Consider the following 23,795-nt stretch of genomic DNA (forward strand, 5'->3'; position numbering starts at 1 on the left):
TATGCGTATCCCCACCCTTGTCGCGCTGGCCGCAGGCACCTTGCTGGGCGGCTGCAATCTGGCGCCGCATTATGCCCGACCCGAAGCGGCCGTACCGGCGGCGCTGCCGCAGGGCAGCGGCATCTATCCCGCCGCCGCGACGGACGCGCCCGACATCAGCAAGATCGGCTGGCGTGACTTCTTCGTCGACGAACGCCTGCGCAAGGTGATCGCGCTGGGCCTCGCGAACAACCAGGATCTGCGAATTGCCGCAGCCAATGTGCTGCAGGCCCGCGCACAATATCGCGTCCAGCGCGCAGACCTGTTCCCGTCCGTGTCGGCCAGCGGCAGTGGCACCTACACCAACACGGCGTCCTTCGCCGCCAGCACGGGCGGCGCCACGGGCAGCGCTGGCGTCAAGGATGTCCAGAGCTTCACTGCCAATGCCGGCGTCTCGTCGTTCGAGCTCGACCTGTTCGGCCGCATCCGCAACCTCAGCCAGGCGGCGCTGGAACAATATTTCGCGACCGAAGAAGCGCAGCGAGCCACCCGCGTCGCCCTGATCGGCGAAATCGCCGGCGCATGGCTGACGCTGGCGTCCGACCGGGACCAGCTCGCCATCGCCCAGCGCACGCTGAAGACGTTCGAGCAGACGCTGGAACTGACGCGCGCCCAGTTCCGCACCGGCGTGGCGTCGGAGCTCGCCTCGCGCCAGGCGGAAACCAGCTATCAATCCGCGCGGAACGATGTGGCCGTACTGCAAACGCAGATCGCCCGGGACCTCAACGCGCTGCAACTGCTCACCGGCGCGCCGGTGCCGGAGGCACTGCAGCCGGAGGCATTGGGCGACAAGCCGGCGACGATCGACACGCTGCCCGGTGCGCTGCCTTCGGACATCCTGCTGCGTCGTCCCGATGTGCTGCAGGCGGAACATCGGTTGATCGCCCAGAACGCCAATATCGGCGTGGCGCGGGCGGCGTTTTTCCCGCGCCTGTCGCTCACCGCGACGATCGGCACGATCAGCCCGTCGCTGCGCCAGCTGTTCGGCACCGGCACGGGCACCTACTCGGTTGCGCCTTCGGCAACATTGCCGCTGTTCGACTTCGGGCGGAACCAGGCCAATCTGGAAGCCGCCCGTGCGGCGCGCGAAGGGGCAGTCGCCAACTACCAGAAGACCATCCAGACCGCTTTCCGCGAAGTATCCGATGCACTGGCGCAGCGCGGCACGATTGACGAGCAACTGTCCGCCCAGACGGCGCGGGCAGAGGCAGCGGCGGTGGCAGCGAAGCTGTCCGACGCGCGCTACCGCGCCGGGGTCGATTCGTTCCTGACCGCGCTCGACGCGCAGCGTAGCGCCTATGCGGCCGAGCAGCAGCTGGTCAGCACCCGGCTGAGCCGCGCGAACAATCTGGTCACGCTCTACCGCACGCTGGGGGGCGGGCTCGAGTAACTGCTTGTCAGGGGATCAAATCTGCATATCGTTACAACTACAAAAATAGGAGAGTGATGCAGTGTCCCCCGACGAGTCGCCGACCAATCCAGGCGAAGAGAGCCTGATCATTCTGGAGAGTCTGCTATGCCTGATGCGCGAGAAAAATCTGCTCTCGCGCCGCGACATCGAGCTTCTCTGCGCGAAGGTCGAGCGGCGGGCCGAAGGCATCAGCAAGAATCCGCTGCCCTGCCGGTCGGAAAGCGCCCATGTCGCGCATAACTATCTGCGCAAGCTGAACGACTACCTCGGCCAGCGTTATGGCGGCAAGCACGCGAAGCATCTGAGCTGAGAGCCGATCGGGCGACAGGCCGCCCGTATGGGCTGAACAATCGGCACTAGCCGGCTGCAATCACACCCATTTTGGACCGGCTTCTCGGCCCCGACCGTGCAGAACATGGCATAGGTCCGGGGCTGGCGATTCCCCGCAAGCATCCTCCTCCGGCCCGCGACCCCGGAGGAGGATTACGGGGATCCATCACCCGTCGATCTGCTCCACGGCAACGATTTCGATCGCTTCTGTCCGTCCGTTGAAGTCCACGCGCTCGCCAACCTCGGCGCCGAGCAGGGCGTGCGCCAGTGGTGCCTGGAACGCCAGGCGGTCGATCGCCGGATCGGCCTCATCATGACCGACGATTTCGATCTGGCGCTCGCGGGTGCCCATCCGGATGCGCACCCGCGCGCCGATACCGGCCGTTCCTGCTTCGATCGGCGGCGCCAGCTGCGCCGTGGCGCGCCGGGTATTCCAATAGCGCAATTCGCGCTTCAGCCCCTCCCGCGCCTCCTCGTCGGCCTCAGCAGCGATGGCGCCTTCGAGCCCGTCGATCTTCGCCGCGATCAGCGCGAGCCCGCGCGCCGTGACGAGATTGGGTCCGGGCGGCAGCGGCAGCTCGAACTTCGGTTCCTTATGTTCTTCGTCGCTCTCGCGGCGGAAGGCGACACTCATCGCTGGGGCAGTTCCTCTAGGGTGGACGAAACCTTCCAAAGATCGATCGCGCCTTCGGTTGCATGGGCATCGATTTCCGCCAGTTCCTCGGGCGAAAAATCGAGATTGTTCACGGCATCGAGCGAATCGTCGAGCTGCTCCACCGTGCGCGCGCCGACCAACGCGGAGGTGACGCGGGGATCGCGCAGCACCCAGGCAATCGCCATCTGGGCCAGCGTCTGGCCCCGACGATCGGCGATGGCGTTCAGCGCGCGGATGCGAGCGATATTCTCGTCGGACAGCAGCCGCTGGTTGAGCGATCCACCCTTTGCCGCGCGGGCATCCTCCGGCACGCCGTTCAGATATTTGCGCGTCAGCATGCCTTGCGCCAGCGGCGAGAAGGCGATGCAGCCGGTGCCGAGGTCGGCCAGCGTGTCGAGCAGTTCGCCTTCGATCCAGCGGTTGAGCATCGAATAGCTGGGCTGGTGGATCAGCAGCGGTACCTTATACTCCGCCAGGATCGCGGCGGCCCTGCGCGTCAGCTCGGGCGAATAGCTGGAAATACCGACATAGAGCGCCTTCCCCTGGGCGTGGATCTGCGCCAGCGCCCCCATCGTCTCTTCCAGCGGCGTCCTGGGGTCGACGCGGTGCGAATAGAAGATGTCGACATAGTCGAGGCCCATCCGCTTCAGGCTCTGGTCGCACGAGGCGATCAGATACTTCTTGCTGCCACCCACGTCGCCATACGGCCCCGGCCACATGTCCCACCCCGCCTTGGTCGAGATGATGAGTTCGTCGCGGTGGCCGGCAAAGTCGGTGGCGAGCACGCGCCCGAAATTCTCCTCGGCCGAGCCATAGGGCGGGCCGTAATTGTTCGCGAGATCGAAGTGCGTCACGCCGCGATCAAACGCGCGGCGCAGCATCGCGCGGCCGTTTTCGAACACATCGGCGCCACCGAAATTCTGCCAGAGCCCAAGACTGATCGCCGGCAGATCGAGCCCGCTGACGCCGCAGCGGCGATAGGGCATCCGCCCGTCATACCGGGCCGGGTCGGCATGCCAGGGCTGAGGATAGGCCATCGTAGAACTCCATGTGAGGCTGGGGAAACGCGGCACCGGGCGGGAAGTGCCGGAACAGGAACGGGCTGCGGCCGCCACTATCCGTCGAACAGACCGTCCTGCGTTCCCGCGGGCGGGTTGAGCCCGAGATGCTTCCAGCCCGCCGGGTTGAGGCACCGCCCGCGCGCCGTGCGCGCGACGAGGCCGAGCTGGATCAAATAGGGTTCGATCACTTCCTCTATCGTGTCTCGCGGTTCGCTCAGGCCCGCCGCCAGGGTTTCCACCCCCACCGGACCGCCGCGATAAATGTCGGCGATCATGGTAAGATAGCGCCGGTCCATCGCGTCGAGGCCCAGCGCATCGACTTCCAGGCGGGTGAGCGCCGCATCGGCGACCTTGGCATGGACCACATCCTCTCCGAGCACATTGGCAAAGTCACGCACCCGGCGCAGCAGCCGGCCGGCGATACGCGGGGTGCCGCGCGAGCGGCGGGCGACTTCGCGGGCACCATCGGGCGCGATACCGAGCCCGAGCAACCCGGCGGCGCGCGTTACCACTCGCTCCAGCTCGTCGACCGTGTAGAATTGCAACCGCACCGGAATGCCGAAGCGATCGCGCAGCGGGGTCGTCAGCAATCCCTGCCGCGTCGTCGCGCCGACCAGCGTGAAGCGCGGCAATTCGATCCGCACGCTACGTGCCGACGGGCCTTCGCCGATCATCAGATCGAGTGCGCGGTCTTCCATCGCCGGATACAGCACTTCTTCCACCGCCGGGTTCAGCCGGTGAATCTCGTCGATGAACAGCACATCACCGTCCTCGAGATTGGTGAGCAGCGCGGCGAGATCGCCCGACTTGACGATCACCGGGCCCGAGGTCGAGCGGAACCCCACCCCCATTTCGCGCGCGATGATCTGGGCGAGGGTGGTCTTGCCTAGCCCCGGCGGGCCGAAGAACAGGACATGGTCGAGCGCGTCGCCGCGCGCCTTGGCAGCATCGATGAACACGCGCAGATTTTCACGCGCCGCCTTCTGGCCGACAAACTCGTCCAGGCTTTTCGGCCGCAGTGCAGCGTCAATATCTTCGGCGCGGCGGCCGGCGGTGAGGAGGCGGTCGGAATCGGTCATGCGATCAGGTCCGTGTAGCGGCCGCAGGCGCGCCGGTCGATGGCGCCCGGCAGGACTCGCCAAGCCGAGCGGAGAGGCGCATCACCTCGACCATGGCCGATCTGTACCTCGCCACCCGCGTTTCGGACACACTGCACCGCGCACTCGCCGCGCGCTTCACGCTGCACGAGGGCAATCCGCCGCCCGAAACGCGCGCGATCGTCGGCGGCGGGCAGATGCGGCTCGACGCCGCGCTGCTCGCCCGCTTGCCGGCACTGGAGATCGTCGCGGTGCATGGTGTGGGGTATGACGGGCTGGATCTGGATGCATTGCGTGCGCGCGGCGTGCGCGTCACCACCACGCCCGATGTGCTGACCGAGGACGTCGCCGATCTTGCCATCTCGCTGATGCTGGCGGTGCAGCGCCGCGTCGCCGCGAACGATCGCGCTGTACGGGCGGGTGGCTGGGCCGTGCCGCTGGGCCGGCGCGCAAGCGGGCGCCGGATCGGCATTTTCGGGCTGGGGAAGATCGGCAGCGCTATCGCCGCACGCGCCGCGCCGTTCGCGGCCGAACTGCTCTACAGTGCGCGGAACCCGAAATCGGTACCGTGGCGCTTCGTGCCCGACATCGGCGCACTGGCGGAGGCAAGCGACGTGCTGATCCTCGCCGCGCCCGGCGGCCCCGACACCGACCGCATCGTCGATGCACGGGTGCTCGACCGGCTGGGACCGGCGGGCCTGCTGATCAATGTCGCGCGCGGCAGCCTGGTCGACGAGGCCGCACTGATCGCCGCGCTGGCGGCAGGCCGGATCGCCGGCGCCGGACTCGACGTATTCGCCGACGAGCCTCAGGTGCCCGAGGCGCTTTGCGCGATGGAGCAGGTGGTGCTCGCTCCACATCAGGGCAGTGCCACCGAGGAAGGGCGCGCGGCAATGGCGGCGCTGGTGCTGGCGAACCTCGACGCGTATTTCGCCGGCAAGCCGCTGCCGACGCCGCTGGCTTAGGCGCGACCGAAATGAAGTGAGTGACCGCTCCGACGCTGCGCCCCCCTCCCGCTTGCGGGAGGGGTCGGGGGAGGGACCGAAGTGGAAGGAGCGCGGATAGCGCTCAGCCCCTCCTCTGCCCCCTCCCGCAAGCGGGAGGGGAACAGAAGCGGGCAGGCTCTCCCCTTCCCCTTTCTGGAGAGAGCCAAAGGCCAACCCTCGGTTCACCCCAGCACCGTGCTCAGCACATCGGGGTGGAAGCTCCAGCCGAAAAAGCCGCACAGCCCCATGAGCAAGCCGAACGCGCCGAACACCCAGGCGACTGCCAGCAGCCAGCCGGTTTCCGACAACGCCGCTACCGCCGAGATCGAAATCGCCGTGGCGATCGCCGCCTCGCTGGCATCGAACTGGTCGTCATGCACGTTGAGCGCATCGTAGAGCGCCGTCTTCGCCTTGGCCTGTTCGGCGAGCTTGGGCGCCTCGGCCTTGTATTTGGCGATATCGGCATCGAGCCCGCGCAGCACCGGCGCCGCCCTGGCCGGATCGGCGGCGAGCAGCGCAATCTCCGCGCGGCTGGTTTGGGCGAGATGCTGCTTGGTCTTGGTCGCCTGATATTCGTTCCACAGATCGACCGAGGCGGACTCCGCCTGCTCCATCGCCTGGACGATATTGCCGTCCTTGATGCCGCAAACGCCGGTGAAGACCGACAGCGTCACGACGGTGATCGCCACCTTGCGGTTCAGGCGCTTGTCCTTGGCTTCGGCGGAAACTTCGATTTCCATGACGCTTTCTCAGTTAGGGGTAAGCAGCCCGCCTTCGGACGGCAGGGCAATCGTAGTTGGCGAATGGGGACGGCGGCGCATCAAAAACAACTGTCATCCCGGCGAAAGCCGGGATGACGCGGTCCTTTCGCGCAATGCGGTTGCGCCGCCCGAGACCGGAAGGCGTGCAGAACGGGTCTCACTTCGCCGCCTTGCGCAGCGCGAGGCGGACCAGCGCGTCGAGCGAGGCCGCCGGGCCAAGCTCGTCGCTGGCGGCGTTCACCGCTGCGCTCGCCTCGGCGGGCTTGAAACCCAGGTTGAGCATGGCGGAAACCGCATCCGCCGCCGCGCCGCCGCTGGGCACAGCAGTTGCGCCCGTGCCGCCCAGCGCCAGCCCGCCCGCCTTGTCCTTCAGCTCGTTGACGATGCGCTGGGCAAGTTTCGGCCCCACGCCGTTTGCCCGGGCGATCGTCGCCGCATCGGCGCGGGCGACGGCGGTGCGCAGTTCCTCGGGCGCGAGGATCGACAGGATCGCCAGCGCGACCTTCGCGCCTACGCCCTGCACGCTGGTGAGCAGCTTGAACCAGTCGCGCTCATCGGCAGTGGCGAAACCCATCAGGCGGATCGAATCCTCGCTGACCAGCATTTCGGTATGGATCGTCACCAGTTCGCCTGTGCCGCCGAGCTTGTCGAGCGTCTTGGCCGAGGCGCCGACCAGATAGCCGACGCCGTTCACGTCGATCACGGCATAGTCCGCACCGCTGGCCGCCAGCGTACCGCGCAAATGGGCGATCATCGCGTGTGCTCCGGAGGCAAAGTTGAGGAAGTTGAGGGTATCGCGCGTATGCGCGCGAGGGCTGCAAAGCGCAGCAGGACGAGGCGAGGGCCGGGGCGGATGGTTCGGGTCACATCCGGTACATAAGCGGAACACGGTCAGGTAGGAAAGCCGAAATCGGCGGGCGGGGGCTGGTGTAGACCGCACGGGCTTCCCACTTGTGCGCCGGTACATTCGGGAACGGGGGCAATAGTGGAAGCAGCTCTGGCGTTGCTGTGGCTGGCGCTGATCGCGGCTGGCGACACGCCGATCGGGCGATGGATGCGGCGCGGGCTTGTTGAGGCGCCGGCAGCGTGGCTGGGGCGCCGGTCGCGCGGCGACCTGTTGCTGGCGCTGATCCTGCTGGTGGGCGCGGCAACCATCCTGTGGCTGATGCAGGACGAAGGCAGGCTGTTGCTGGGCATGTGCGGGCCGGACGTGGTGAGCGCAATCGGCATGTTCGAAATCAGCACCTGGCTCGACGCGCTGGTCACCGTGGTGGCGATGGGATCGGCGCTGCGCGTGCGCGGCGTGCGGCAATGGGTGACGATGCGCCTTCCTGTTCGCCGTCCTCGCGCGGCACGTACCAGGCGAATCCGGCGTCCGGCCGCTGCGAACGACAGCGAGGAAGGACCGACCGCGCTGGCGGCGTGAGATTGCCGGACCATATTCCGGCAGGACGGCGATATACGCCGTTACCGCAGGCCCATGCGCGCGCTGGCAAGATGATGGGCGTGGCAGATCGCCACCGCCAGCGCGTCCGCCGCATCGGCGCCGGCGATCTTCACGCCCGGCAGCAGGCGCGAGACCATAGCGTGAACCTGTTCCTTGTCGGCACTGCCGACGCCGACCACCGATTTCTTGACGGTGCTCGGCTTGTATTCGCCGACCTCGATCCCGCCGCGTGCGGCGGCGCACAGCACCACGCCGCGCGCCTGGCCGAGCTTGAGCGTCGACTGGGCGTTGGAGTTGACGAACACTTCCTCGACCGCCGCCGCCTGAGGCGCGTGATCGGCGATCAGCGCCGCCAGCATCGCATCGAGATGGGCGAGCCGGCGCGGCAGCGGTGCCTTGGTGTCGGTGACGAGCCGGCCATTGGCGACATGGCTCAGCCGGTTGCCCTGGGCACGGATAAGGCCCCAGCCGGTGGTGCCGAGGCCGGGGTCGAGGCCGAGGATGATCAACGCCCCTCCCCTTTCCGTTCAGATCAGCCCAGCTTCTCCATCACGTCGTCGGGCACTTCGTAATTGCCCCAGACGGTCTGGACGTCGTCGTCGTCGTCGAGCGCGTCGATCAGCTTGAACAGCGTCGCGGCATCGTCGGCGCCGACGGTCACCATGGTCTGCGGCCGCCAGGCGAGCTTGGCGCCTTCGGATTCGCCGAGCACCGGCACCAGCGCCTTGGCGACTTCGTGCAGGTCGCCCTGGGCGGTCCAGATCTCGTGGCCGTCCTCGCTGCTCGACACGTCCTCGGCGCCTGCCTCCAGCGCAGCCTCGAACACCTTCTCCGCATCGCCTGCGCTGGCGGGATAGGTGATCAGGCCCATCCGGTCGAAGCCGTGGCTGACCGAGCCGGCCGTGCCGAGATTGCCGCCATTCTTCGACACCGCCGTGCGCACATTGGTGGCGGTGCGGTTGCGGTTGTCGGTCAGGGCCTCGATGATCAGCGAGACGCCGCCGGGGCCGAAGCCTTCGTAGCGGATTTCTTCGTAATTCTCGCCTTCACCCTTGCTCGCCTTGTCGAGCGCGCGCTGGATATTGTCCTTGGGCATCGACTGCGCCTTGGCGGCGTTGATCGCGGCGCGCAGGCGCGGGTTCATGTCCGGATCGGGCAGGCCAGACTTGGCCGCCACCGTGATTTCGCGGCTGAGCTTGGAGAACATCGCCGAGCGCTTCTTATCCTGCGCGCCCTTGCGGTGCATGATGTTCTTGAATTTGGAATGGCCTGCCATGGTGAACCCGAAATGCCTGCAATAGGGTGTGGAAAGCGCTCGCCTTAGCGCGGATAGCCGGCGAGCGCCATGTGCGCGGGATTAGATGCCCAGCGCCTGCTTGTAGGTTTCCAGCAGCATCTCGGCCTCTTCGCGGTGATGCTTCTCCATCTTGCGCAGGCGGACGATGCTACGCATCGTCTTGACGTCGAAGCCGGTCGACTTTGCTTCGGCATAGACGTCCTTGATATCGTCGGCGATGCCCTTCTTTTCCTCTTCGAGCCGCTCGATGCGCTCGATCAAGAGGCGGAGCTGCTCGGCGGAAATATTATCGGACATGGGTGTTCGGCTCCTGAAAATGGCGCCGGACGGCCGCTGCCCCGAATCGCGTCGCGCGGGGCCGGCCTTCCGGAAAGGAAAGGATGAACCCGGGCGCTTACTGAAGCCGCGCCGCGTGCTCAACCCTTATCCGCGGGCAGTGCTTATCCGCGCCCCGGCTCGGTCATCGCCGGCGGGTCGCTGGCCGGGAAGCTTTCGTCGAGCGCTTCGTCCAGCTCGGCATTTTTCTTCAGGCTCGCTTCCATGCGCGCGAGTTGTTCCGGCGTAGCTTCGCTCTGGTACTTCGCCTTCCAGTCGGCCTGGTCCATGCCATAGACGATGCGCCGGGCCGCGGCCTTGTCGATCGCCGGATCGGCTTCGTGGATCCAGTCGCCCAGGCAGTTACGGCAAAAGCCGGAAAGCCCCATCAGATCAATGTTTTGAGCATCTTTGCGATGGCGCAGGTGGCGCACCAGCCGACGGAAAGCAGCAGCGGCCGTGGCGTCGTCGAGCCGATCAAGTTCATCCATTGCGCGTCTCCGCTGTTGATCCCGTCGCATTAGAGGTTAGAGGCGGGCTCGCACAAGCCGAGGATGACAACGATGACACAGGCGATCCCTCCCCGTTCGCGCAAGGTTCGCGTGCTCGCAACGCTGGGCCCGGCCAGCAACAGCCCCGAGATGATCGAGCGGCTGTTCCGCGCAGGCGCCGACGCATTCCGCATCAACATGAGCCACGGCGACCAGGATTCGAAGCGGCCGGTGTTCGAGGCGATCCGCGCGATGGAGAAGGTAACGGGCCGCCCGACCACCATCCTCGCCGACCTGCAGGGGCCGAAGCTGCGCGTTGGCAAGTTCGCCGATGGCAAGGTGATGCTGGTCACCGGCCATGAATTCACCCTCGACCGCGATCCCACGCCGGGCGATGCCACCCGCGTCGAACTGCCGCACCGCGAGATCTTCGAGGCCGCGCACGAAAATGCACGGCTGCTGCTCGACGACGGCAAGCTGGTGCTGCGTGTGACCCATGCCGCGCCCGACCGGCTGACCACTATCGTCGAAGTCGGCGGCCCGCTGTCGAACAACAAGGGCCTCAACGTGCCCGACATGGTGCTGCCGCTCGCCGCACTGACCGAGAAGGACCGCAGCGACCTGAGCTTCGCCGTCGAAATGGGCGCCGACTGGATCGCGCTCAGCTTCGTCCAGCGGCCCGAGGATCTGATGGAGGCGCGCCGTCTGATCGGCGGCAAGGCAGCCTTGCTCGCCAAGATCGAGAAGCCGAGCGCCATTGCCCGGCTCGACGAGATCATGGAGCAGTGCGACGGCGTGATGGTCGCGCGCGGCGACCTGGGCGTCGAGCTGCCGCCGCAATCGGTGCCGCCGCTGCAGAAGCGCATCGTCGAAACCGCACGTCGGCTGGGCCGCCCGGTGATCGTCGCGACGCAGATGCTCGAATCGATGATCGAGAGCCCCTCGCCCACTCGCGCCGAAGTGTCGGACGTGGCGACGGCAGTCTATGACGGTGCCGACGCGATCATGTTGTCGGCGGAAAGCGCGGCGGGCAAATGGCCGGTCGAATCGGTGTCGATGATGAACTCGATCGCCGACGCGGTGGAACGCGACCCAGCGCACGGCGAGCGTGTCCACTTCACCGTCACCAAGCCCGACCCCACCACCGCAGACGCGCTGGCCGAAGCGGCGAAGAACATCGCCAGCACGGTGTCGGCTGCGGCGATCATCTGCTTCACCAGCTCGGGTTCGACCGCGCGCCGTATCGCTCGCGAGCGGCCGAGCGTGCCGATCCTGGTGCTGACGCCGGAACGCGACACGGCGCGGCGGCTGGGCCTGCTCTGGGGCACGCATGCCGTCCACACCCGCGACGTCGATTCGTTCGAGGAAATGGTCGCCAAGGCCAAGCGGATGGTACTGCGCCACGGCCTGGCCAATGCTGGCGATCGGGTGATCGTGTGCGCAGGCGTGCCGTTCAAGACGCCAGGTTCCACCAACGTGCTGCACGTGGTGACGATCCTGGGTGACGAGCTGAAAAACTATCAGGGCGCCGAGGGGCAATAAGCCGTTCGAGCCTCCCCGGGCGCCGTCCGGGGAGGCTCCCGGTACGCGGCGCGAATCAGGCGGCCAGCACGCCCAGCCGGACCAGATCGCTGCGGAAGGCCGCAGCGCTGCCGGTGAACAGCACGCCGTTAATGCCGGCCCGATTCGCCGCCTCGACATTGGCGGGCATGTCATCGACGAACACCGAATCGGGGCCCTTCAGGCCGAAACGGTCGAGCGCGAGCGCGTAAATGGCGGGATCGGGCTTCACGAGCTTCTCGTCACCCGAGACGACGATGTCGCGGAAACGGCCGAAGATCGCATCCTGCTGCGGCGCCCATTCGCGCCAGAACTCACCCGAGAAATTGGTGATGGCGTAGAGCGGCACGCGCGCCGAATCGAGCTCTGCCACCAGCTCGGCCATGCCGGGGATCGGCGGCCCAAGCTGCTCGCCGAACTTCGGCCCCCAGAGCGCGATCATCTCGGCATGCTCCGGGTAAAGCGCGCTAAGCTCCGCCGAGGTTTCGGCGAAGGGGCGACCAGCGTCATGCTGGAAGTGCCATTCCTTGGTAACGACCTGCGACAAAAATGCGTCGAGCGCCTGTTCGTCGTCGAACAGGCGCTCGTACAGCTTGCGCGGTTCCCAAGGAAAAAGGACGTTGCCGACGTCGAAAATGACGGCGTACGGCGTCCCCACCCGAAGGCTCAGCCCTGGCGGGCCTTGAAGCGCTTCTGAGTCTTGTTGATCACGTAGATCCGGCCACGGCGGCGGATCACGCGGTTGTCGCGGTGCCGCCCCTTGAGCGACTTCAATGAATTCACGATCTTCATGACCGATTCGCTTCTCAAAATTATCTGGAATGCCGGAAAAGAGGCGCCCGCCTATAGTCGCCGGCCGAGGAAGTCAAGGCAAAGCGCGGCCTGCTGGAGCATGAAAGGTGCCAAGCTCCCTGTTCGCTCGCAATGCCGGAGCAACGCGGCCAATGGATGCCGGAACCGACTCGACCGGAGCCGGGTTGGAGCGATAGACCCGTTGCGCCCGCGAAACAGGAGTGCACAGCCGTGAAGAAGTATCTGCGTATCCCCTTGCTCCTGGCCGCCCCGGCGCTGGCTGCCGGTTGCACGGCGACCAACCATCATGCGCCGATCGACGTGACGCGCTATCATCTGAGCCAGCCGCTCGAGCGGACCACCGTACAGGTCGAGCCGATGAGCGGCGCGATGGACGTCACCCCCGAATTCCGCATCTATGCCGATGCGGTGCAGGCCGAACTGGCGCGGCAGGGCTATGTTCCCGCCACCAGCGAACGCCCCGCAGGCTACACTGCCAGCGTGTCGTTCACCCGCATTTCGCGCGGTGTGATCAAGGATCCGCCGCCGGTGCAGATCGGCCTGGGCGGGGGCACGTTCAATGGCGGTCGCGGCGGCGGCGTGGGCGTCGGCGGCGATTTCTCGTTCGGCATCGGCAAGCGCAAGGAGCACCCGATCCTGACCTCGGAACTGTGGGTGCAGTTGCGTCGCCGCTCCGACATGAGCGTCGTATGGGAAGGCAAGGCGGACACCACTGGCGTGGGTCTGGACGATAACCAGCCCGCCGCGAGCGCCCAGCGGCTGGCCGCGGCACTGTTCAAGGACTTCCCCGGCGAGTCCGGCATCACTATCACGGTGAAATGAGCATCCAGATCAACGCCGCGTTCGACAGCGGCAACATCCGCGCCATCGCCATCGAAGGCGATCAGGTCGACCTCGAGATCGTCAAGGATCATGAGTCCGACTTTTATCAGTGGTTCCACTTCCGCGTCGCCGGCGCGGCCGGACGTACGCTGACGTTCCGCATTCTCAACGCTGCGGGATCGGCCTATCCGTTCGGCTGGCCGGGCTACAAGGCGCGCTGGTCGGCGGATCGCGAATCGTGGCGGATGGCGGAGACGGACTATGCCGACGGCGTCCTGACCTTCCGCCACCATTGCCAGACCGACCTCACCTGGTTTGCCTATTTCGCGCCCTATTCGATGGAGCGCCACCACGACCTGGTCAGCCGCATCGCGCTGATGGAAGGCGTGACGCACCGCCAGCTTGGCACGACGCTGGACGGCCAGCCGCTCGACTGCCTGACGCTCGGCACCGGCCCCAAGACGGTGTGGCTCTATGCCCGCCAGCATCCGGGCGAGAGCATGGCCGAATGGTGGGCCGAAGGCGCGCTCGAGTTCCTGACCGACGAAGATAACGAAGTCGCCCGCACGCTGCGCGAGAAGGCGACCTTCCATGTCGTGCCCAACATGAACCCGGACGGGTCGCGGCGCGGCCATCTGCGCACCAACGCGGCGGGCGTGAACCTCAACCGTGAATGGCATGCGCCGACGCCCGAGCGCAGCCCCGAAGTGCTGGCAGTCCGCAACGCGATGGACGAGACCGGCGTCACCTTCGCAATGGACGTGCATGGCGACGAGGCGATCCCGGCCAACTTCCTCGCCGGCTTCGAAGGCATTCCTAGCTGGACCGACGCGCTGGGCGAGAAGTTCTATGAATTCGGTCGCCGGCTCGCCGCGCACACGCCCGATTTCCAGACCGAGCTTGGTTATGACAAGTCGGCGCCGGGCAAGGCCAATCTGTCGATGTCGACCAACCAGCTTGCCGAGCGGTTCGGCGCAGTGTCGATGACGCTGGAAATGCCGTTCAAGGACCACGATGCGAACGCCGATGCGGAATTCGGCTGGTCGCCGATCCGCAGCAAGCTGCTGGCGCATGCGTGCCTGGAAACGCTGGCGGGCATGATCGACGAACTGTGATCGCGATTCGGGACGGCGGGCTGGACGATGGGCAGGTGCAGGATCTGCTGCGCCTGCACGCGAGCGGCATGCGCGCCAGCTCGCCCGCGGAGAGTTGCCATTTTCTCGATCTGTCGGCGCTCCGTGCGCCCGATATCCGCTTCTGGAGCGCGTGGGACGGCAACACGCTGCTCGGCATCGGCGCGCTCAAGCAGCTCGACGCGACGCATGGCGAAGTGAAGTCGATGCGCACCGCGCCCGAACATCTCGGCAAAGGTGTAGGTGGGGCATTGCTCGATCATATCATCGCCACCGCCCGCGCGCTCGGGCTCTCGCGGCTGAGTCTGGAAACCGGTTCAGCGCCGGAATTCGAACCCGCCCTGCGCCTCTATGCCCGGCGCGGCTTCGTTCCCTGCGGCGCTTTTGCCGATTACCCCGCCAACGACCCGTTCAGCCGGTTCCTCACCCTGCCCCTCTAGTTCCCACGCTGCGTTCGCGTCGCAAAAGCGCGTGACAAGTCCTGCCAGCGGTAACAGAATGTTATCGCACTGCCGCAATGGTGGTGTCGGGGGATGGGGGATCCCCCTTGGGGCAAGGGCGCACAACGGGGGGCAGTGATGATCGACCAGCAACCATTCGGGCATCGAGCCGCGCGTTGATCGAAATCCGCGACGGGGGCCTCGACACGCCCGAGGTACAGGCGCTGCTCCGCATGCATCTGGAAGAGGTGGCGGCCCACCCGACCCCGGGCAGCGCACATGTGCTGGACCTGATCGGTCTGCGCAAACCCGACATCAGCTTCTGGAGCGCCTGGCGCGAAGGGGCATTGCTCGGTTGCGCGGCGCTCCGCGCGCTCGAGCCAGGGCATGGCGAGATCAAAAGCATGCGCACCGCCCCCAACCAGTTGCGACGCGGCGCGGGAGCGTCGCTGATGTCGCACATATTGGGCGTCGCGCGCGAGCGCGGCTATCGGCGGGTCAGCCTCGAAACCGGCACCACGACCGCGTTCGAGGCGGCACAGGCGCTGTACCGCCAGTTCGGTTTCACCGACTGCCCGCCCTTTGGCGACTATCGCGCCGATCCGGCCAGCCGGTTCATGTCGCGCATTCTGTGAGCCAGCCTGGCGCCCGCCTACACGGGAAGGCCCCGGCTGTTCAGCCGAAAATCTCCGCCAGGAAATCCACCATCGCCCGCCAGCTGCGTGCGTCGGCGCGCGGCTCATAGGCGATTGCCGGGTTCGGTCCGCCCTTGCGGTCAACATCGGTGAAGGCATGGCCGGCATGGCCATAGGCATGGAGCTGCCAGTCGGCACCGCCCTCGGTCAGTTCCTGCGCCACTGCCACCACTGCTTCGGGCGGCGCGATCGGATCGTCCCAGCCATGGCAGACCAGCAGTTTGGCGGTGATCGGCCCGACATTGGCATAATCGGGACGGTCATAGACGCCGTGGAACGAGACACCGCCCAGTATCGGCAGCCCGGCGCGCGCCATATCGAGCACGCATTTGCCGCCGAAACAGAAACCGACCGCCGCCCGCTTCGCCGGGTCGGCCACCGCCAGCCCCGTCAGCGCATCGAGCGAAGCCTGGAGGCGGTCGCGCAGCAGGACGCGGTCGGCGTTCAGTTCGGCCATGTAGCGGCCCATCTCGGGGTCGCCGAGCCGGGTGCGCTTGCCCTGGCCGAACACATCCGCCGCCAGCGCGACATAGCCGAGCGCCGCCAGCGCCTCCGCCTTGCGATTGTCCGCTTCCTTCTGGCCGAGCACGTTGGGGAGCACGAGCACCGCCGGACGCTTGCCCATAACTGCATCGTCCCACGCAGCCACGCCTTCGAACGGACCGCCCGGGCCATCATACACCAGCGTCTGTCGCACCACTGCCATGTCGAATCCTCGCATGCTTGCCCCCGCCGCGCTTGTCGCTAAGGACAGCGGCAAATCGATGCAAGGAGCCGCGCACATGCCCACCCTCGTCCTGATCCGGCACGGACAGTCCGCCTGGAACCTGGAGAATCGCTTCACCGGCTGGTGGGATGTCGACCTGACCGAACAGGGCGTTGCCGAGGCGACCGCCGCCGGCAAGCTGATGCAGGAAAAGGGCCTCGACTTCGACCTGTGCTTCACCAGCTTCCAGACCCGCGCGATCAAGACGCTGCATCTGGCGCTGGAAGCAATGGGCCGGCTGTGGCTGCCCGAGGAAAAGGACTGGCGGCTGAACGAGCGCCATTATGGCGGCCTGACGGGCCTGAACAAGGCCGAGACCGCCGCCAAGCATGGCGAGGAACAGGTCAAGGTCTGGCGCCGCAGCTTCGATGTGCCGCCGCCGCTCCCCGAAGCGGGCTCGCCCTGGGATCTGGGCAAGGATCCGCGCTATGCTGGCATCCCGATTCCGCAGACCGAAAGCCTGAAGGACACGATCGCCCGCGTGCTGCCCTATTGGAAAGAGCGGATCGCGCCCGAGCTGAAGGCCGGCAAGCGCGTGCTGATCGCCGCCCATGGCAATTCGCTGCGCGCGCTGGTCAAGCACCTGTCGGGCATTGCCGATGCCGACATCGTCAACCTGGAAATCCCGACCGGCCAGCCGATCGTCTATCAGCTCGACGACGAGCTGAAGGAAATCGAGCGCTATTACCTCAGCGAGCGGTGAAACCATTGCCCTTGGCGCCCGGCCCCACTAACAAGCCGGGCTTCCATTAAGGGGCAGGCATGTCGGAAGCACCTCTCGTCGGGATAATAATGGGCAGCACGTCCGACTGGGACACGATGCGGCACGCCGCGTCGATCCTGGAGGAACTGGGCGTGCCGCACGAGACCAAGGTTGTCTCCGCACATCGCACCCCGCAGCGCCTTTATGACTATGCCACCGGCGCAGCGGATCGCGGGCTGAAGGTGATCATCGCCGGCGCCGGCGGCGCGGCGCATCTGCCGGGCATGGCGGCGGCGATGACGCATCTGCCGGTGCTGGGCGTGCCCGTCGAATCCAAGACGATGAAGGGGCTGGATAGCCTTTATTCGATCGTTCAGATGCCCGGCGGCATCCCCGTCGGCACGCTGGCGATCGGCAAGGCGGGATCGAAGAATGCGGGCCTGCTCGCCGCCGCGATCCTCGCCACATCCGACGATGCACTGGCCGAACGGCTGATCGCGTGGCGCACGGCGCAAACCGAGAATGTGGTGGTGGACCCGGAATGAGCGTGCTTCCGCCCGGATCGACGATCGGCATTCTCGGCGGTGGCCAGCTCGGCCGGATGATCGCGGTGGCCGCAGCACAGCTCGGCTATCGCACCCATGTGCTGGCACCCGACGAGGAAAGCATCGCCGCGCAGACTGCCTCCAGCTACACCCGCGCCGATTATCACAGCCATATCGTGCTCGACGAACTGGCCGCCCATGCCGACGTGGTCACCTATGAGTTCGAGAATGTCGCACTCGCACCGGTCGCGCATCTCGCGGCCAAGGTGCCGGTGCGGCCGGGCGCCAAGAGCCTGGAGATCGCGCAGGACCGCGCGAACGAGAAGTCGTTTGTCGCCGAGCTGGGCGGCCGTACCGCGCCTTGGGCGCTGGTCACCACCCGCGACGAGCTGCACGACGCGATCGCGCGGATCGGCGCGCCGTCGATCCTGAAGACGCTGCGGCTGGGCTATGACGGCAAGGGCCAGGTGCGGATCCACGACGCGAACGAAGCGGAAGCGGCCTGGGCCGCCATTGGCGAGCGTCCCGCGATCCTCGAAGGCTTCGTCACCTTCAGCCACGAATTTTCGATCATCACCGTGCGCGGGCTGGACGGGACGCTGGCCAGCTATCCGCCGCCGTGGAACGAGCATAAGGACGGCATCCTCGCCCGCTCCACCCTGCCCGCCCCGGCCGAAATCGCCCGCCACTGGACCGAGGCCGCCACACTGGCCGGCCGCGTCGCCGAGGCGCTGGATCATGTCGGCGTGCTGACCTGCGAGTTCTTCGCGACCGATGCGGGGCCGGTGTTCAACGAGATGGCACCGCGCGTCCACAACAGCGGCCACTGGACCATTGAGGGCGCCGAGACCTCGCAGTTCGAAAACCATGTCCGCGCGATCTGCGGCCTGCCGCTGGGATCGACTGCGCTGACAGGGGCCCATGTCGAGATGGAAAACCTGATCGGCGACGAGGCCGATCGCTGGCCCGAGCTGCTCGCCGAGCCGGGCACGCACCTGCACCTCTATGGCAAGGGCCAGTCGCGCCCCGGCCGCAAGATGGGCCATGTCACCCGCGTGAAGCGGGGCTGAGCGGGGTCACGCCCCTCCCTCGCAGGGAGGGGCGCCCGCTTGCCTCAGCGCACCACCGGCAGCGCGATGTAGCTGGCGTTCGGCCCGGCGACCGTGACCTTCTGCGTCGCCTTCACATAATCGCCCGGCTTTGCGAGCAGGATGTTCGGCACGAAGGTCTGCGGGTTGCGGTCATAGAGCGGGAACCAGCTCGACTGGACCTGCACCATGATGCGGTGGCCGGGCAGGAACACATGGTTGGTCTGCGGCAGCGCGAAGCTGTAATCGAGCGGCTTGTTGGCCGGGATCGGCTTCGCCACCGCCAGCGATTCCCGGTAGCGTCCGCGGAAAATGTCCATCGCCACCGCGAACTGATAGCCGCCCTGCGCGCGGTGGATCGGCATCTGTTCCGGATAGACATCGATCAGCTTGACCACCCAGTCGCTGTCCGTGCCGCTGGTGGAGGCGTTGAGATGGACGACCGGCTGGCCGGAAATCGTCACCGGCGCCGTCAGCGGCGCGCTGCTGAAGGTCAGCACGTCCGGCCGGCTGGAGACCGCGCGCTGGTCGGTGGCGAGCCATGCGGTCCAGTGGTCGCCGTCATAGCCGACCGGCATCACCGGCCGGTTCACGAAGGTGACGGGGTGTGCAGGGTCGGAAACATAGTCCTCGCTGGCAAACGCGCCCCCGGGCGCATCGAAGCCGACCGTGCCGCCCGGCTGGAGGAACAGCTTCGTGCTGGCTGGCGCGGCGGGCCAGGTGGACAGGCGCTGCCATTCATTGGCGCCGCTCTGAAAGGCAGTGACCGGCGCCACGTCCATCGGCGTGCCCTTCAGCCAGTGGGCGAGGAAGGGCGCCAGCACATGCCAGCGCCACCATTTCGCCGTGTCCTGATCCCAGGTGACGCCGGCAAGGCGGCTGCCCTCCTCGATCTCCATGCCGTGCCACCACGGGCCCATCGTCAGGAACAGCTTGCCGGCCGCACCGGGCTTGTCCTTCAACGCGGCATAGACGGCGGGGGCGCCGTAAATATCCTCCTGATCCCATAGCGAATGGACCAGCATCACCGGCACCTTGAACGGCTGGGCGGCAAGCACCTTGTCCATCGCCTGATCGGACCAGAAGGCGTCATAAGCGGGGTGCTCGAGGATCTTGCGCCAGAAGCCGGTCTGCTCCAGCCCGTGCGCCGACGCGATCGCGCCGGCCGACCCGCCCTGCATGTAAAGTGCGTAATCGTCGTAGAAGTTGGATACCCAGGGGCTCGAATTGTCCCGCGTCGCGTCCTGCTCCCAGATATAGGGCAGGTTCATCTGGCGGAACGCGCCGTTGTGAAACCAGTCGTCGCCGCGCCAGCCATCGACCATCGGGTTCATCGGCACCGCCACCGCCAGCGCCGGATGCGGGTTGATCAGCGGCATCAGCGACAGGAAGCCGTCATAGGAAATGCCGAGCACGCCGACCTTGCCGTTCGATTCCGGCAGATGCTTCACCAGCCAGTCGATCGTGTCGTAGCTGTCGGTGGAATCGTCGGTATCGGTCGGGTTCCAGCGGGTGTGCGCCAGCGCGGGGGTCATCATATAGATGCCCTGCGAGCCATATTTGCCCCGCACATCCTGGATCACGCGGATATAGCTGCCTGCCGCGATGATGTCGGCGGCATTGTCATAGCCGTCCATCGCCGCGACCATCCTGCCGCTCTTGACGTTCGACGTCAGCGCCTCGGCATTATAGGGCGTGCGGGTCAGCAGGATCGGCGCATCCTTCGCCCCCTTGGGAATCAGGATGACGGTGTGGAGCGTGACGCCGTCGCGCATCGGAATATCGACGACGCGGCGTTCGTGATCCCAGTCGGGCGTTGCAGTCTGGAAGGTGGCGGGCCGCTCATCGGCGGTCTGCGCCGTGGCGGGCTGGGCGCCCAGAAAAGCGATGACGGAGGCGGCGGCAAGCCAGTGACGCATGATGTGATTCCCCCAAGTTTTGATGCGGGGAGGATGCCGCGCCGCGCGGGAATGTAAATGGGCCGTAGGGGAAGTGGGAGCACAACCGGCCGGTCTCCCCTCCCGCTTGCGGGAGGGGGCGGGGGAGGGACCGACGTGGAAGAAACGCCGATCCGCCTCCCCCTCCCCTAGTCCCTCCCGCAAGCGGGAGGGGAACGGGAAAGCCCCATTTGCAGGGGAAGGTATAGTGCGCTTACGCCCGCGTGCCGGTGATCGGGAAGCTGCCGAACGCGCCCGCCGTCACGGTGCCGTTCAGGCTGTCCCCGTCTACGGTCGCTTCGCAGGTCAGCGTCATCGGCATCGGCACCGAAATGTCGAGCGACCAGCTGAGCGTGTCGCCGCTCACCTTGCCGTCCTTGATCTCGGCCTGGCCCATCGCGCCGTTGAAGCTGCCGGTGAAGCTGTCACCATTGCTCGCGACCGTCAGCACCGCCTGCTGATCGCCCAGCGGCGACTTGGTCACGGTGTTCCAGCTGCCATCCACATTCGCCATTGGTCTCTCCTGCTCACTTGGCCGCCGGCGGTGTCTGTCCCGCCAGCGTCGCCGGGTTCACCACCTCGACAGGCAGGCCCAGGCTGTCAAGCTGCGGGCGGACCTTTGCGGCGTCGCCCACTACCACCCAGACGAAGCGATTGGCGTCGAGAGCCTTGCGTGCCGCAGCGTCCAGCTCGGCTACCGTCATCGCGCGATATTTTTGTGCGATGCTGTCGTAATAATCGTCCGGACGGTGGCGGATGTCGTTGGTCTGCATCGCCTCCAGCACCGCGCGGGCGGTTTCGAATCGGCCGGCGAGTTCGCGGGTCGAGCCGTTGACCTCGCGCGTCAGTTCCTCCGGCGTCACGCCTTTGGTGGTCAGGAACTCGCGCACCTGCGCTTGCAGCGCCTGAATCGAATCGCCGGTGCGATCGGCCTGGACCGACGCCGTGGTCGCATAGGGCACAGCGTGTTCCAGCCAGTTGAAGCTACCGCTGGCGCCATAGGCCCAGTGCCGGTTCTCGCGCAGTTCCATGTTGATGCGCGACAGGAAGCCGCTGCCGAGCACCTGGTTGGCGGTGACGGTAACGAGCAGGTCGCTCGCCGGATTGAGCGGCGTCATCTGCGCCCCCACGATCAGCGATTGCGGCGAATTGGGCCGGTCGACCAGCACGATGCGCGGGCTTGCCTGGTTCGGCGCCGCGGCGAACGACTTGGTGCCGGCAGGCCCCTCACCGCGCCAGTCGCCGAACCGCGCCTCCAGCGCCGCCTTCACCGTCTCCAGCGGAAGATCGCTGACAACGAAAATCTTCGCCTTTTCCGGGCGAATCCATGCATGGTAGAAGGCGAGCAGATCGTCGCGGGTAAGCGCTGCCACAGCGGCGGGATCCCCGCTGCCCGAACCGAGCTTAGCGTAGGGATTGGCGGCCCCATAGAGCAGGCCCGGCACCACCCGGCCCGACAGCCCGTTCGGGCTTGCCAGTTCGAGCTTGATGCCGGTCAGCGCGGTCGCGCGCAGCCGTTCGATTTCGGCCGGGGCGAAGGCAGGGTGTCGAACGATATCGGCGAACAGCTCGGTAATACCCGCCAGATTGGCGCTGGGGCCGCTGAAGCTGAGATAGGTCCGGTCCGCCGAGCTACCCGCACCGATCCCGGCACCCAGCCGTTCCTTGGCCTCGGCAATGGCGATCGAATCGCGGCTGGTCGTGCCTTCGTCGAGCATGTCGAGCGTGAGATTCTGGGTGCCCGCCTTGCCGTCCGGATCGGCGACGACGCCCGCATCGAAGCTCATGACCGCCTGCGTCACCGGCACGGCCGTCTGGCGAGCGTAAATGAGTTCGACGCCGTTCGAGAGGTGCGTGCGCTCGACCTTCGGGAAATGGATGTCGCGCACCGGCCCCACTTGCGGGAGCGGACCGCGGTCGCCCTTGGGGATCGGCTCGTCGGCCGCCTTTACCGGGGTGACCGGCTTCGCTTCCTGATAGGCATCGCGCTGACCGGGATCGACGCGGATCGTGAGGGCCGGGCGGGTCAGCCATTTCGCTGCGGCCGCGCGGACCTTTTCCGGCGTCATTGCCGCCAGCTCGGCAAGCTGCTTGCGATAGAAGCCGGGATCATTCGAATAAAGCGCGCCCTCTGCAAGCGTCACTGCCTGCGAACTGGCCGATTCAAGCCCGCGGATGGCAGAGGCAACACTGGTGGTTGCGACGCGCTGGATTTCATCTGCGGTGGGGCCCTTGGCGATCAGATCAGCCATGATGGCGTCGATGCGCTTGCCGACCAGTTCGGGGTCGACGCCCGGCTGGACCATGGCCTGCACCTGGAAAATGCCGACCTGCGCCATCGTCTCGGCATTGGCCGACACGTTCACGGCCAGCTTCTCCCCCCGGACCAGCGCGTTGTCGAGCCGCGAGCTGCCCAAGCCGCCCAGCACCTGGCCGAACACTTCCAGCCGCTCTGCATCGGTATCGTTGAGGCCGGGAATCGCCCAGTTGCGGATGATGATCGTGGCGGGCACGCTGTCCTTCAGCGCCACCGTCTTCGGCGCGGCCAGCGTGGGGATTTCCACCTTCGGCAATTCGCTCTTGGGGCCCTTGGGGATCCCGCCGAAATATTTCTCGACCAGCGGCCGCGCCTCGGCCGCGTCGATGTCGCCCGCCAGCACCAGCACGGCGTTGTTCGGACCATAATGGTCATGGAACCAGCCCTTCACATCGCCCAGGCTCGCCTTGTCGAGATCGGCCATCGAGCCTATCGTGGTGTGGCCATAGGGATTGCCGGCAAACAAATTCTCGAACAACGCATATTGGACGAGGCCGAACGGCCGGTTGTCGCCCTGGCGCTTCTCGTTCTGGACGACGCCGCGCTGCTCATCGAGCACCCCCTGCGTGATTGCCGGGGTCAGCCAGCCCATCCGGTCGCTTTCGAGGAACAGTGCGCGTTCCAGCGCGGGCTTCGGCACCGTTTCGAAATAATTGGTGCGATCGAAGCTGGTGGTGCCGTTCATGTCGGTGGCGCCAACCTGCTTGAGCGGCTCGAAGAAATCGCCCGGCGCGTTCTGCGATCCGTTGAACATCAGGTGCTCGAACAGGTGCGCAAAGCCGGTCTTGCCGGCCGGCTCGTGCTTCGAACCGACATCGTACCACACCGACAGCGCCACCACCGGCGCCTTGCGATCGGTATGCACGATCACCCGCAGGCCGTTTGCGAGGGTGAACTGCTCATAGGGCAGGTTGATCTGCTTCACCAGGTCGGCGACCGGCGCGGGCCTGGGCAGCGACTGGGCGGCGGCGGGGGCCTGTTGCGCAAGGGCAGGCAGGGCGGGAACGGCAAGCGCACAGACAGCGGCACTGCAAAGCAAGCGGAACGACTTCATAATGATGGGCACCCCCGGGGTACGATATGGCG

The 23,795-nt window shown here is 66.5% G+C and carries 27 protein-coding genes; 12 read left to right on the forward strand and 15 right to left on the reverse strand.

Annotated features, from left to right (window positions below):
* Window position 1: 1 nt before the first annotated feature.
* Both ACT53M_RS07505 and ACT53M_RS07510 read left to right on the forward strand, forming a co-directional pair.
* On the forward strand, window positions 2-1,429 hold the full coding sequence (locus ACT53M_RS07505; RefSeq protein WP_476232465.1) for an efflux transporter outer membrane subunit: 1,428 nt from the start codon (window positions 2-4) through the stop codon (window positions 1,427-1,429).
* 61 nt (window positions 1,430-1,490) lie between these two features.
* Complete coding sequence (locus ACT53M_RS07510) at window positions 1,491-1,760, forward strand: hypothetical protein (RefSeq protein ID WP_476232466.1); 270 nt, start codon at window positions 1,491-1,493, stop codon at window positions 1,758-1,760.
* 186 nt (window positions 1,761-1,946) lie between these two features.
* Here ACT53M_RS07510 and ACT53M_RS07515 read toward each other — a convergent pair whose 3' ends face one another.
* The 3 genes from ACT53M_RS07515 to ruvB form a co-directional block, all read right to left on the reverse strand.
* Window positions 1,947-2,414 (reverse strand): GreA/GreB family elongation factor, encoded by a 468-nt coding sequence (locus ACT53M_RS07515; RefSeq protein WP_476232467.1) that lies wholly within the window; start codon window positions 2,412-2,414, stop codon window positions 1,947-1,949.
* A complete protein-coding gene (mgrA, locus tag ACT53M_RS07520; RefSeq protein WP_476232468.1) occupies window positions 2,411-3,472 on the reverse strand; it encodes an L-glyceraldehyde 3-phosphate reductase in 1,062 nt (353 codons plus the stop codon). The genes ACT53M_RS07515 and mgrA overlap by 4 nt, the downstream gene beginning before the upstream one ends.
* Before the next feature lie 77 nt (window positions 3,473-3,549).
* A complete protein-coding gene (gene ruvB / locus ACT53M_RS07525; RefSeq protein ID WP_476228683.1) occupies window positions 3,550-4,575 on the reverse strand; it encodes a Holliday junction branch migration DNA helicase RuvB in 1,026 nt (341 codons plus the stop codon).
* Window positions 4,576-4,667: 92 nt separating this feature from the next.
* Between ruvB and ACT53M_RS07530 the strand changes: the two genes are divergently transcribed.
* Window positions 4,668-5,558, forward strand: coding sequence for an NAD(P)-dependent oxidoreductase (locus ACT53M_RS07530; protein ID WP_476232469.1), 891 nt, complete (start codon window positions 4,668-4,670; stop codon window positions 5,556-5,558).
* Between the two features lie 203 nt (window positions 5,559-5,761).
* Here the strand turns inward: ACT53M_RS07530 and ACT53M_RS07535 are convergent, their stop codons facing one another.
* Complete coding sequence (locus ACT53M_RS07535) at window positions 5,762-6,319, reverse strand: DUF4337 domain-containing protein (protein WP_476232470.1); 558 nt, start codon at window positions 6,317-6,319, stop codon at window positions 5,762-5,764.
* 178 nt (window positions 6,320-6,497) lie between these two features.
* On the reverse strand, window positions 6,498-7,094 hold the full coding sequence (gene ruvA, locus ACT53M_RS07540) for a Holliday junction branch migration protein RuvA (RefSeq protein ID WP_476232471.1): 597 nt from the start codon (window positions 7,092-7,094) through the stop codon (window positions 6,498-6,500).
* Between the two features lie 231 nt (window positions 7,095-7,325).
* On the opposite strand from ruvA, the gene ACT53M_RS07545 reads away from it, so the two are divergent.
* Window positions 7,326-7,766, forward strand: a complete 441-nt coding sequence (locus ACT53M_RS07545; RefSeq protein ID WP_476232472.1) for a hypothetical protein — start codon at window positions 7,326-7,328, stop codon at window positions 7,764-7,766.
* A gap of 41 nt (window positions 7,767-7,807) precedes the next feature.
* Here the strand turns inward: ACT53M_RS07545 and ruvC are convergent, their stop codons facing one another.
* The 4 genes from ruvC to ACT53M_RS07565 form a co-directional block, all read right to left on the reverse strand.
* On the reverse strand, window positions 7,808-8,296 hold the full coding sequence (gene ruvC, locus ACT53M_RS07550) for a crossover junction endodeoxyribonuclease RuvC (protein WP_476232473.1): 489 nt from the start codon (window positions 8,294-8,296) through the stop codon (window positions 7,808-7,810).
* 23 nt (window positions 8,297-8,319) lie between these two features.
* Window positions 8,320-9,063 (reverse strand): YebC/PmpR family DNA-binding transcriptional regulator, encoded by a 744-nt coding sequence (locus ACT53M_RS07555; RefSeq protein WP_476232474.1) that lies wholly within the window; start codon window positions 9,061-9,063, stop codon window positions 8,320-8,322.
* A gap of 81 nt (window positions 9,064-9,144) precedes the next feature.
* On the reverse strand, window positions 9,145-9,381 hold the full coding sequence (locus tag ACT53M_RS07560; protein WP_476228678.1) for a DUF2312 domain-containing protein: 237 nt from the start codon (window positions 9,379-9,381) through the stop codon (window positions 9,145-9,147).
* 143 nt (window positions 9,382-9,524) lie between these two features.
* Complete coding sequence (locus ACT53M_RS07565; RefSeq protein ID WP_476232475.1) at window positions 9,525-9,890, reverse strand: DUF1244 domain-containing protein; 366 nt, start codon at window positions 9,888-9,890, stop codon at window positions 9,525-9,527.
* Window positions 9,891-9,962: 72 nt separating this feature from the next.
* Between ACT53M_RS07565 and pyk the strand changes: the two genes are divergently transcribed.
* Window positions 9,963-11,432: a pyruvate kinase gene (pyk, locus tag ACT53M_RS07570; RefSeq protein WP_476232476.1), complete on the forward strand. Its 1,470-nt coding sequence runs from the start codon at window positions 9,963-9,965 to the stop codon at window positions 11,430-11,432.
* 55 nt (window positions 11,433-11,487) lie between these two features.
* Here the strand turns inward: pyk and ACT53M_RS07575 are convergent, their stop codons facing one another.
* On the reverse strand, window positions 11,488-12,108 hold the full coding sequence (locus ACT53M_RS07575; RefSeq protein ID WP_476232477.1) for an HAD family hydrolase: 621 nt from the start codon (window positions 12,106-12,108) through the stop codon (window positions 11,488-11,490).
* An 8-nt stretch (window positions 12,109-12,116) separates the two neighbouring features.
* Window positions 12,117-12,242, reverse strand: coding sequence for a type B 50S ribosomal protein L36 (gene ykgO / locus ACT53M_RS07580; protein ID WP_010543750.1), 126 nt, complete (start codon window positions 12,240-12,242; stop codon window positions 12,117-12,119).
* A gap of 231 nt (window positions 12,243-12,473) precedes the next feature.
* Between ykgO and ACT53M_RS07585 the strand changes: the two genes are divergently transcribed.
* From ACT53M_RS07585 to ACT53M_RS07600, 4 genes are all read left to right on the forward strand, one after another.
* Window positions 12,474-13,085 carry a DUF4136 domain-containing protein gene (locus tag ACT53M_RS07585; RefSeq protein ID WP_476232478.1) on the forward strand — a complete coding sequence of 204 codons (612 nt, stop codon included), beginning with the start codon at window positions 12,474-12,476 and terminating at the stop codon, window positions 13,083-13,085.
* On the forward strand, window positions 13,082-14,200 hold the full coding sequence (locus ACT53M_RS07590; RefSeq protein ID WP_476232479.1) for a M14 family metallopeptidase: 1,119 nt from the start codon (window positions 13,082-13,084) through the stop codon (window positions 14,198-14,200). The genes ACT53M_RS07585 and ACT53M_RS07590 overlap by 4 nt, the downstream gene beginning before the upstream one ends.
* Window positions 14,197-14,658, forward strand: coding sequence for a GNAT family N-acetyltransferase (locus ACT53M_RS07595; RefSeq protein ID WP_476232481.1), 462 nt, complete (start codon window positions 14,197-14,199; stop codon window positions 14,656-14,658). Before ACT53M_RS07590 ends, ACT53M_RS07595 begins: the two co-directional genes overlap by 4 nt.
* 176 nt (window positions 14,659-14,834) lie before the next feature.
* On the forward strand, window positions 14,835-15,293 hold the full coding sequence (locus tag ACT53M_RS07600) for a GNAT family N-acetyltransferase (protein WP_476232482.1): 459 nt from the start codon (window positions 14,835-14,837) through the stop codon (window positions 15,291-15,293).
* Window positions 15,294-15,333: 40 nt separating this feature from the next.
* Here the strand turns inward: ACT53M_RS07600 and ACT53M_RS07605 are convergent, their stop codons facing one another.
* On the reverse strand, window positions 15,334-16,059 hold the full coding sequence (locus tag ACT53M_RS07605) for a dienelactone hydrolase family protein (RefSeq protein ID WP_476233222.1): 726 nt from the start codon (window positions 16,057-16,059) through the stop codon (window positions 15,334-15,336).
* Between the two features lie 76 nt (window positions 16,060-16,135).
* Here ACT53M_RS07605 and gpmA point away from each other — a divergent pair, with 76 nt between their 5' ends.
* From gpmA to ACT53M_RS07620, 3 genes are read left to right on the forward strand one after another with little or no spacing between them, the layout of a single operon-like run.
* Complete coding sequence (gpmA, locus tag ACT53M_RS07610; RefSeq protein ID WP_476232483.1) at window positions 16,136-16,822, forward strand: 2,3-diphosphoglycerate-dependent phosphoglycerate mutase; 687 nt, start codon at window positions 16,136-16,138, stop codon at window positions 16,820-16,822.
* A gap of 59 nt (window positions 16,823-16,881) precedes the next feature.
* Window positions 16,882-17,367 carry a 5-(carboxyamino)imidazole ribonucleotide mutase gene (gene purE, locus ACT53M_RS07615; protein WP_476232485.1) on the forward strand — a complete coding sequence of 162 codons (486 nt, stop codon included), beginning with the start codon at window positions 16,882-16,884 and terminating at the stop codon, window positions 17,365-17,367.
* Window positions 17,364-18,437, forward strand: a complete 1,074-nt coding sequence (locus ACT53M_RS07620) for a 5-(carboxyamino)imidazole ribonucleotide synthase (protein WP_476232486.1) — start codon at window positions 17,364-17,366, stop codon at window positions 18,435-18,437. The genes purE and ACT53M_RS07620 overlap by 4 nt, the downstream gene beginning before the upstream one ends.
* Before the next feature lie 44 nt (window positions 18,438-18,481).
* Here the strand turns inward: ACT53M_RS07620 and ACT53M_RS07625 are convergent, their stop codons facing one another.
* The 3 genes from ACT53M_RS07625 to ACT53M_RS07635 all read right to left on the reverse strand — a co-directional run bounded on the left by ACT53M_RS07625 (window position 18,482) and on the right by ACT53M_RS07635 (window position 23,763).
* Complete coding sequence (locus ACT53M_RS07625; protein WP_476232487.1) at window positions 18,482-20,374, reverse strand: CocE/NonD family hydrolase; 1,893 nt, start codon at window positions 20,372-20,374, stop codon at window positions 18,482-18,484.
* A 232-nt stretch (window positions 20,375-20,606) separates the two neighbouring features.
* The gene (locus ACT53M_RS07630) at window positions 20,607-20,906 is read right to left on the reverse strand and encodes a hypothetical protein (RefSeq protein ID WP_476232488.1); all 300 of its coding nucleotides are present in this window, start codon (window positions 20,904-20,906) and stop codon (window positions 20,607-20,609) included.
* A gap of 13 nt (window positions 20,907-20,919) precedes the next feature.
* Complete coding sequence (locus ACT53M_RS07635) at window positions 20,920-23,763, reverse strand: M16 family metallopeptidase (RefSeq protein WP_476232490.1); 2,844 nt, start codon at window positions 23,761-23,763, stop codon at window positions 20,920-20,922.
* Between the last annotated feature and the right edge of the window lie 32 nt (window positions 23,764-23,795).

The organism is Sphingomonas sp. DMC6 (genome assembly GCF_056314225.1).

What these genes read in the sequence shown, in the direction of transcription:
- ACT53M_RS07505 (WP_476232465.1), top strand. Translation starts at nt 2, where the DNA reads ATGCGTATCCCCACCCTTGTCGCGCTGGCCGCAGGCACCTTGCTGGGC.
- ACT53M_RS07515 (WP_476232467.1), bottom strand. Translation starts at nt 2,414, where the DNA reads ATGAGTGTCGCCTTCCGCCGCGAGAGCGACGAAGAACATAAGGAACCG.
- mgrA (WP_476232468.1), bottom strand. Translation starts at nt 3,472, where the DNA reads ATGGCCTATCCTCAGCCCTGGCATGCCGACCCGGCCCGGTATGACGGG.
- ruvB (WP_476228683.1), bottom strand. Translation starts at nt 4,575, where the DNA reads ATGACCGATTCCGACCGCCTCCTCACCGCCGGCCGCCGCGCCGAAGAT.
- ACT53M_RS07530 (WP_476232469.1), top strand. Translation starts at nt 4,668, where the DNA reads ATGGCCGATCTGTACCTCGCCACCCGCGTTTCGGACACACTGCACCGC.
- ACT53M_RS07535 (WP_476232470.1), bottom strand. Translation starts at nt 6,319, where the DNA reads ATGGAAATCGAAGTTTCCGCCGAAGCCAAGGACAAGCGCCTGAACCGC.
- ruvA (WP_476232471.1), bottom strand. Translation starts at nt 7,094, where the DNA reads ATGATCGCCCATTTGCGCGGTACGCTGGCGGCCAGCGGTGCGGACTAT.
- ACT53M_RS07555 (WP_476232474.1), bottom strand. Translation starts at nt 9,063, where the DNA reads ATGGCAGGCCATTCCAAATTCAAGAACATCATGCACCGCAAGGGCGCG.
- ACT53M_RS07560 (WP_476228678.1), bottom strand. Translation starts at nt 9,381, where the DNA reads ATGTCCGATAATATTTCCGCCGAGCAGCTCCGCCTCTTGATCGAGCGC.
- ACT53M_RS07565 (WP_476232475.1), bottom strand. Translation starts at nt 9,890, where the DNA reads ATGGATGAACTTGATCGGCTCGACGACGCCACGGCCGCTGCTGCTTTC.
- pyk (WP_476232476.1), top strand. Translation starts at nt 9,963, where the DNA reads ATGACACAGGCGATCCCTCCCCGTTCGCGCAAGGTTCGCGTGCTCGCA.
- ykgO (WP_010543750.1), bottom strand. Translation starts at nt 12,242, where the DNA reads ATGAAGATCGTGAATTCATTGAAGTCGCTCAAGGGGCGGCACCGCGAC.
- ACT53M_RS07590 (WP_476232479.1), top strand. Translation starts at nt 13,082, where the DNA reads ATGAGCATCCAGATCAACGCCGCGTTCGACAGCGGCAACATCCGCGCC.
- ACT53M_RS07605 (WP_476233222.1), bottom strand. Translation starts at nt 16,059, where the DNA reads ATGGCAGTGGTGCGACAGACGCTGGTGTATGATGGCCCGGGCGGTCCG.
- gpmA (WP_476232483.1), top strand. Translation starts at nt 16,136, where the DNA reads ATGCCCACCCTCGTCCTGATCCGGCACGGACAGTCCGCCTGGAACCTG.
- purE (WP_476232485.1), top strand. Translation starts at nt 16,882, where the DNA reads ATGTCGGAAGCACCTCTCGTCGGGATAATAATGGGCAGCACGTCCGAC.
- ACT53M_RS07620 (WP_476232486.1), top strand. Translation starts at nt 17,364, where the DNA reads ATGAGCGTGCTTCCGCCCGGATCGACGATCGGCATTCTCGGCGGTGGC.
- ACT53M_RS07625 (WP_476232487.1), bottom strand. Translation starts at nt 20,374, where the DNA reads ATGCGTCACTGGCTTGCCGCCGCCTCCGTCATCGCTTTTCTGGGCGCC.
- ACT53M_RS07630 (WP_476232488.1), bottom strand. Translation starts at nt 20,906, where the DNA reads ATGGCGAATGTGGATGGCAGCTGGAACACCGTGACCAAGTCGCCGCTG.
- ACT53M_RS07635 (WP_476232490.1), bottom strand. Translation starts at nt 23,763, where the DNA reads ATGAAGTCGTTCCGCTTGCTTTGCAGTGCCGCTGTCTGTGCGCTTGCC.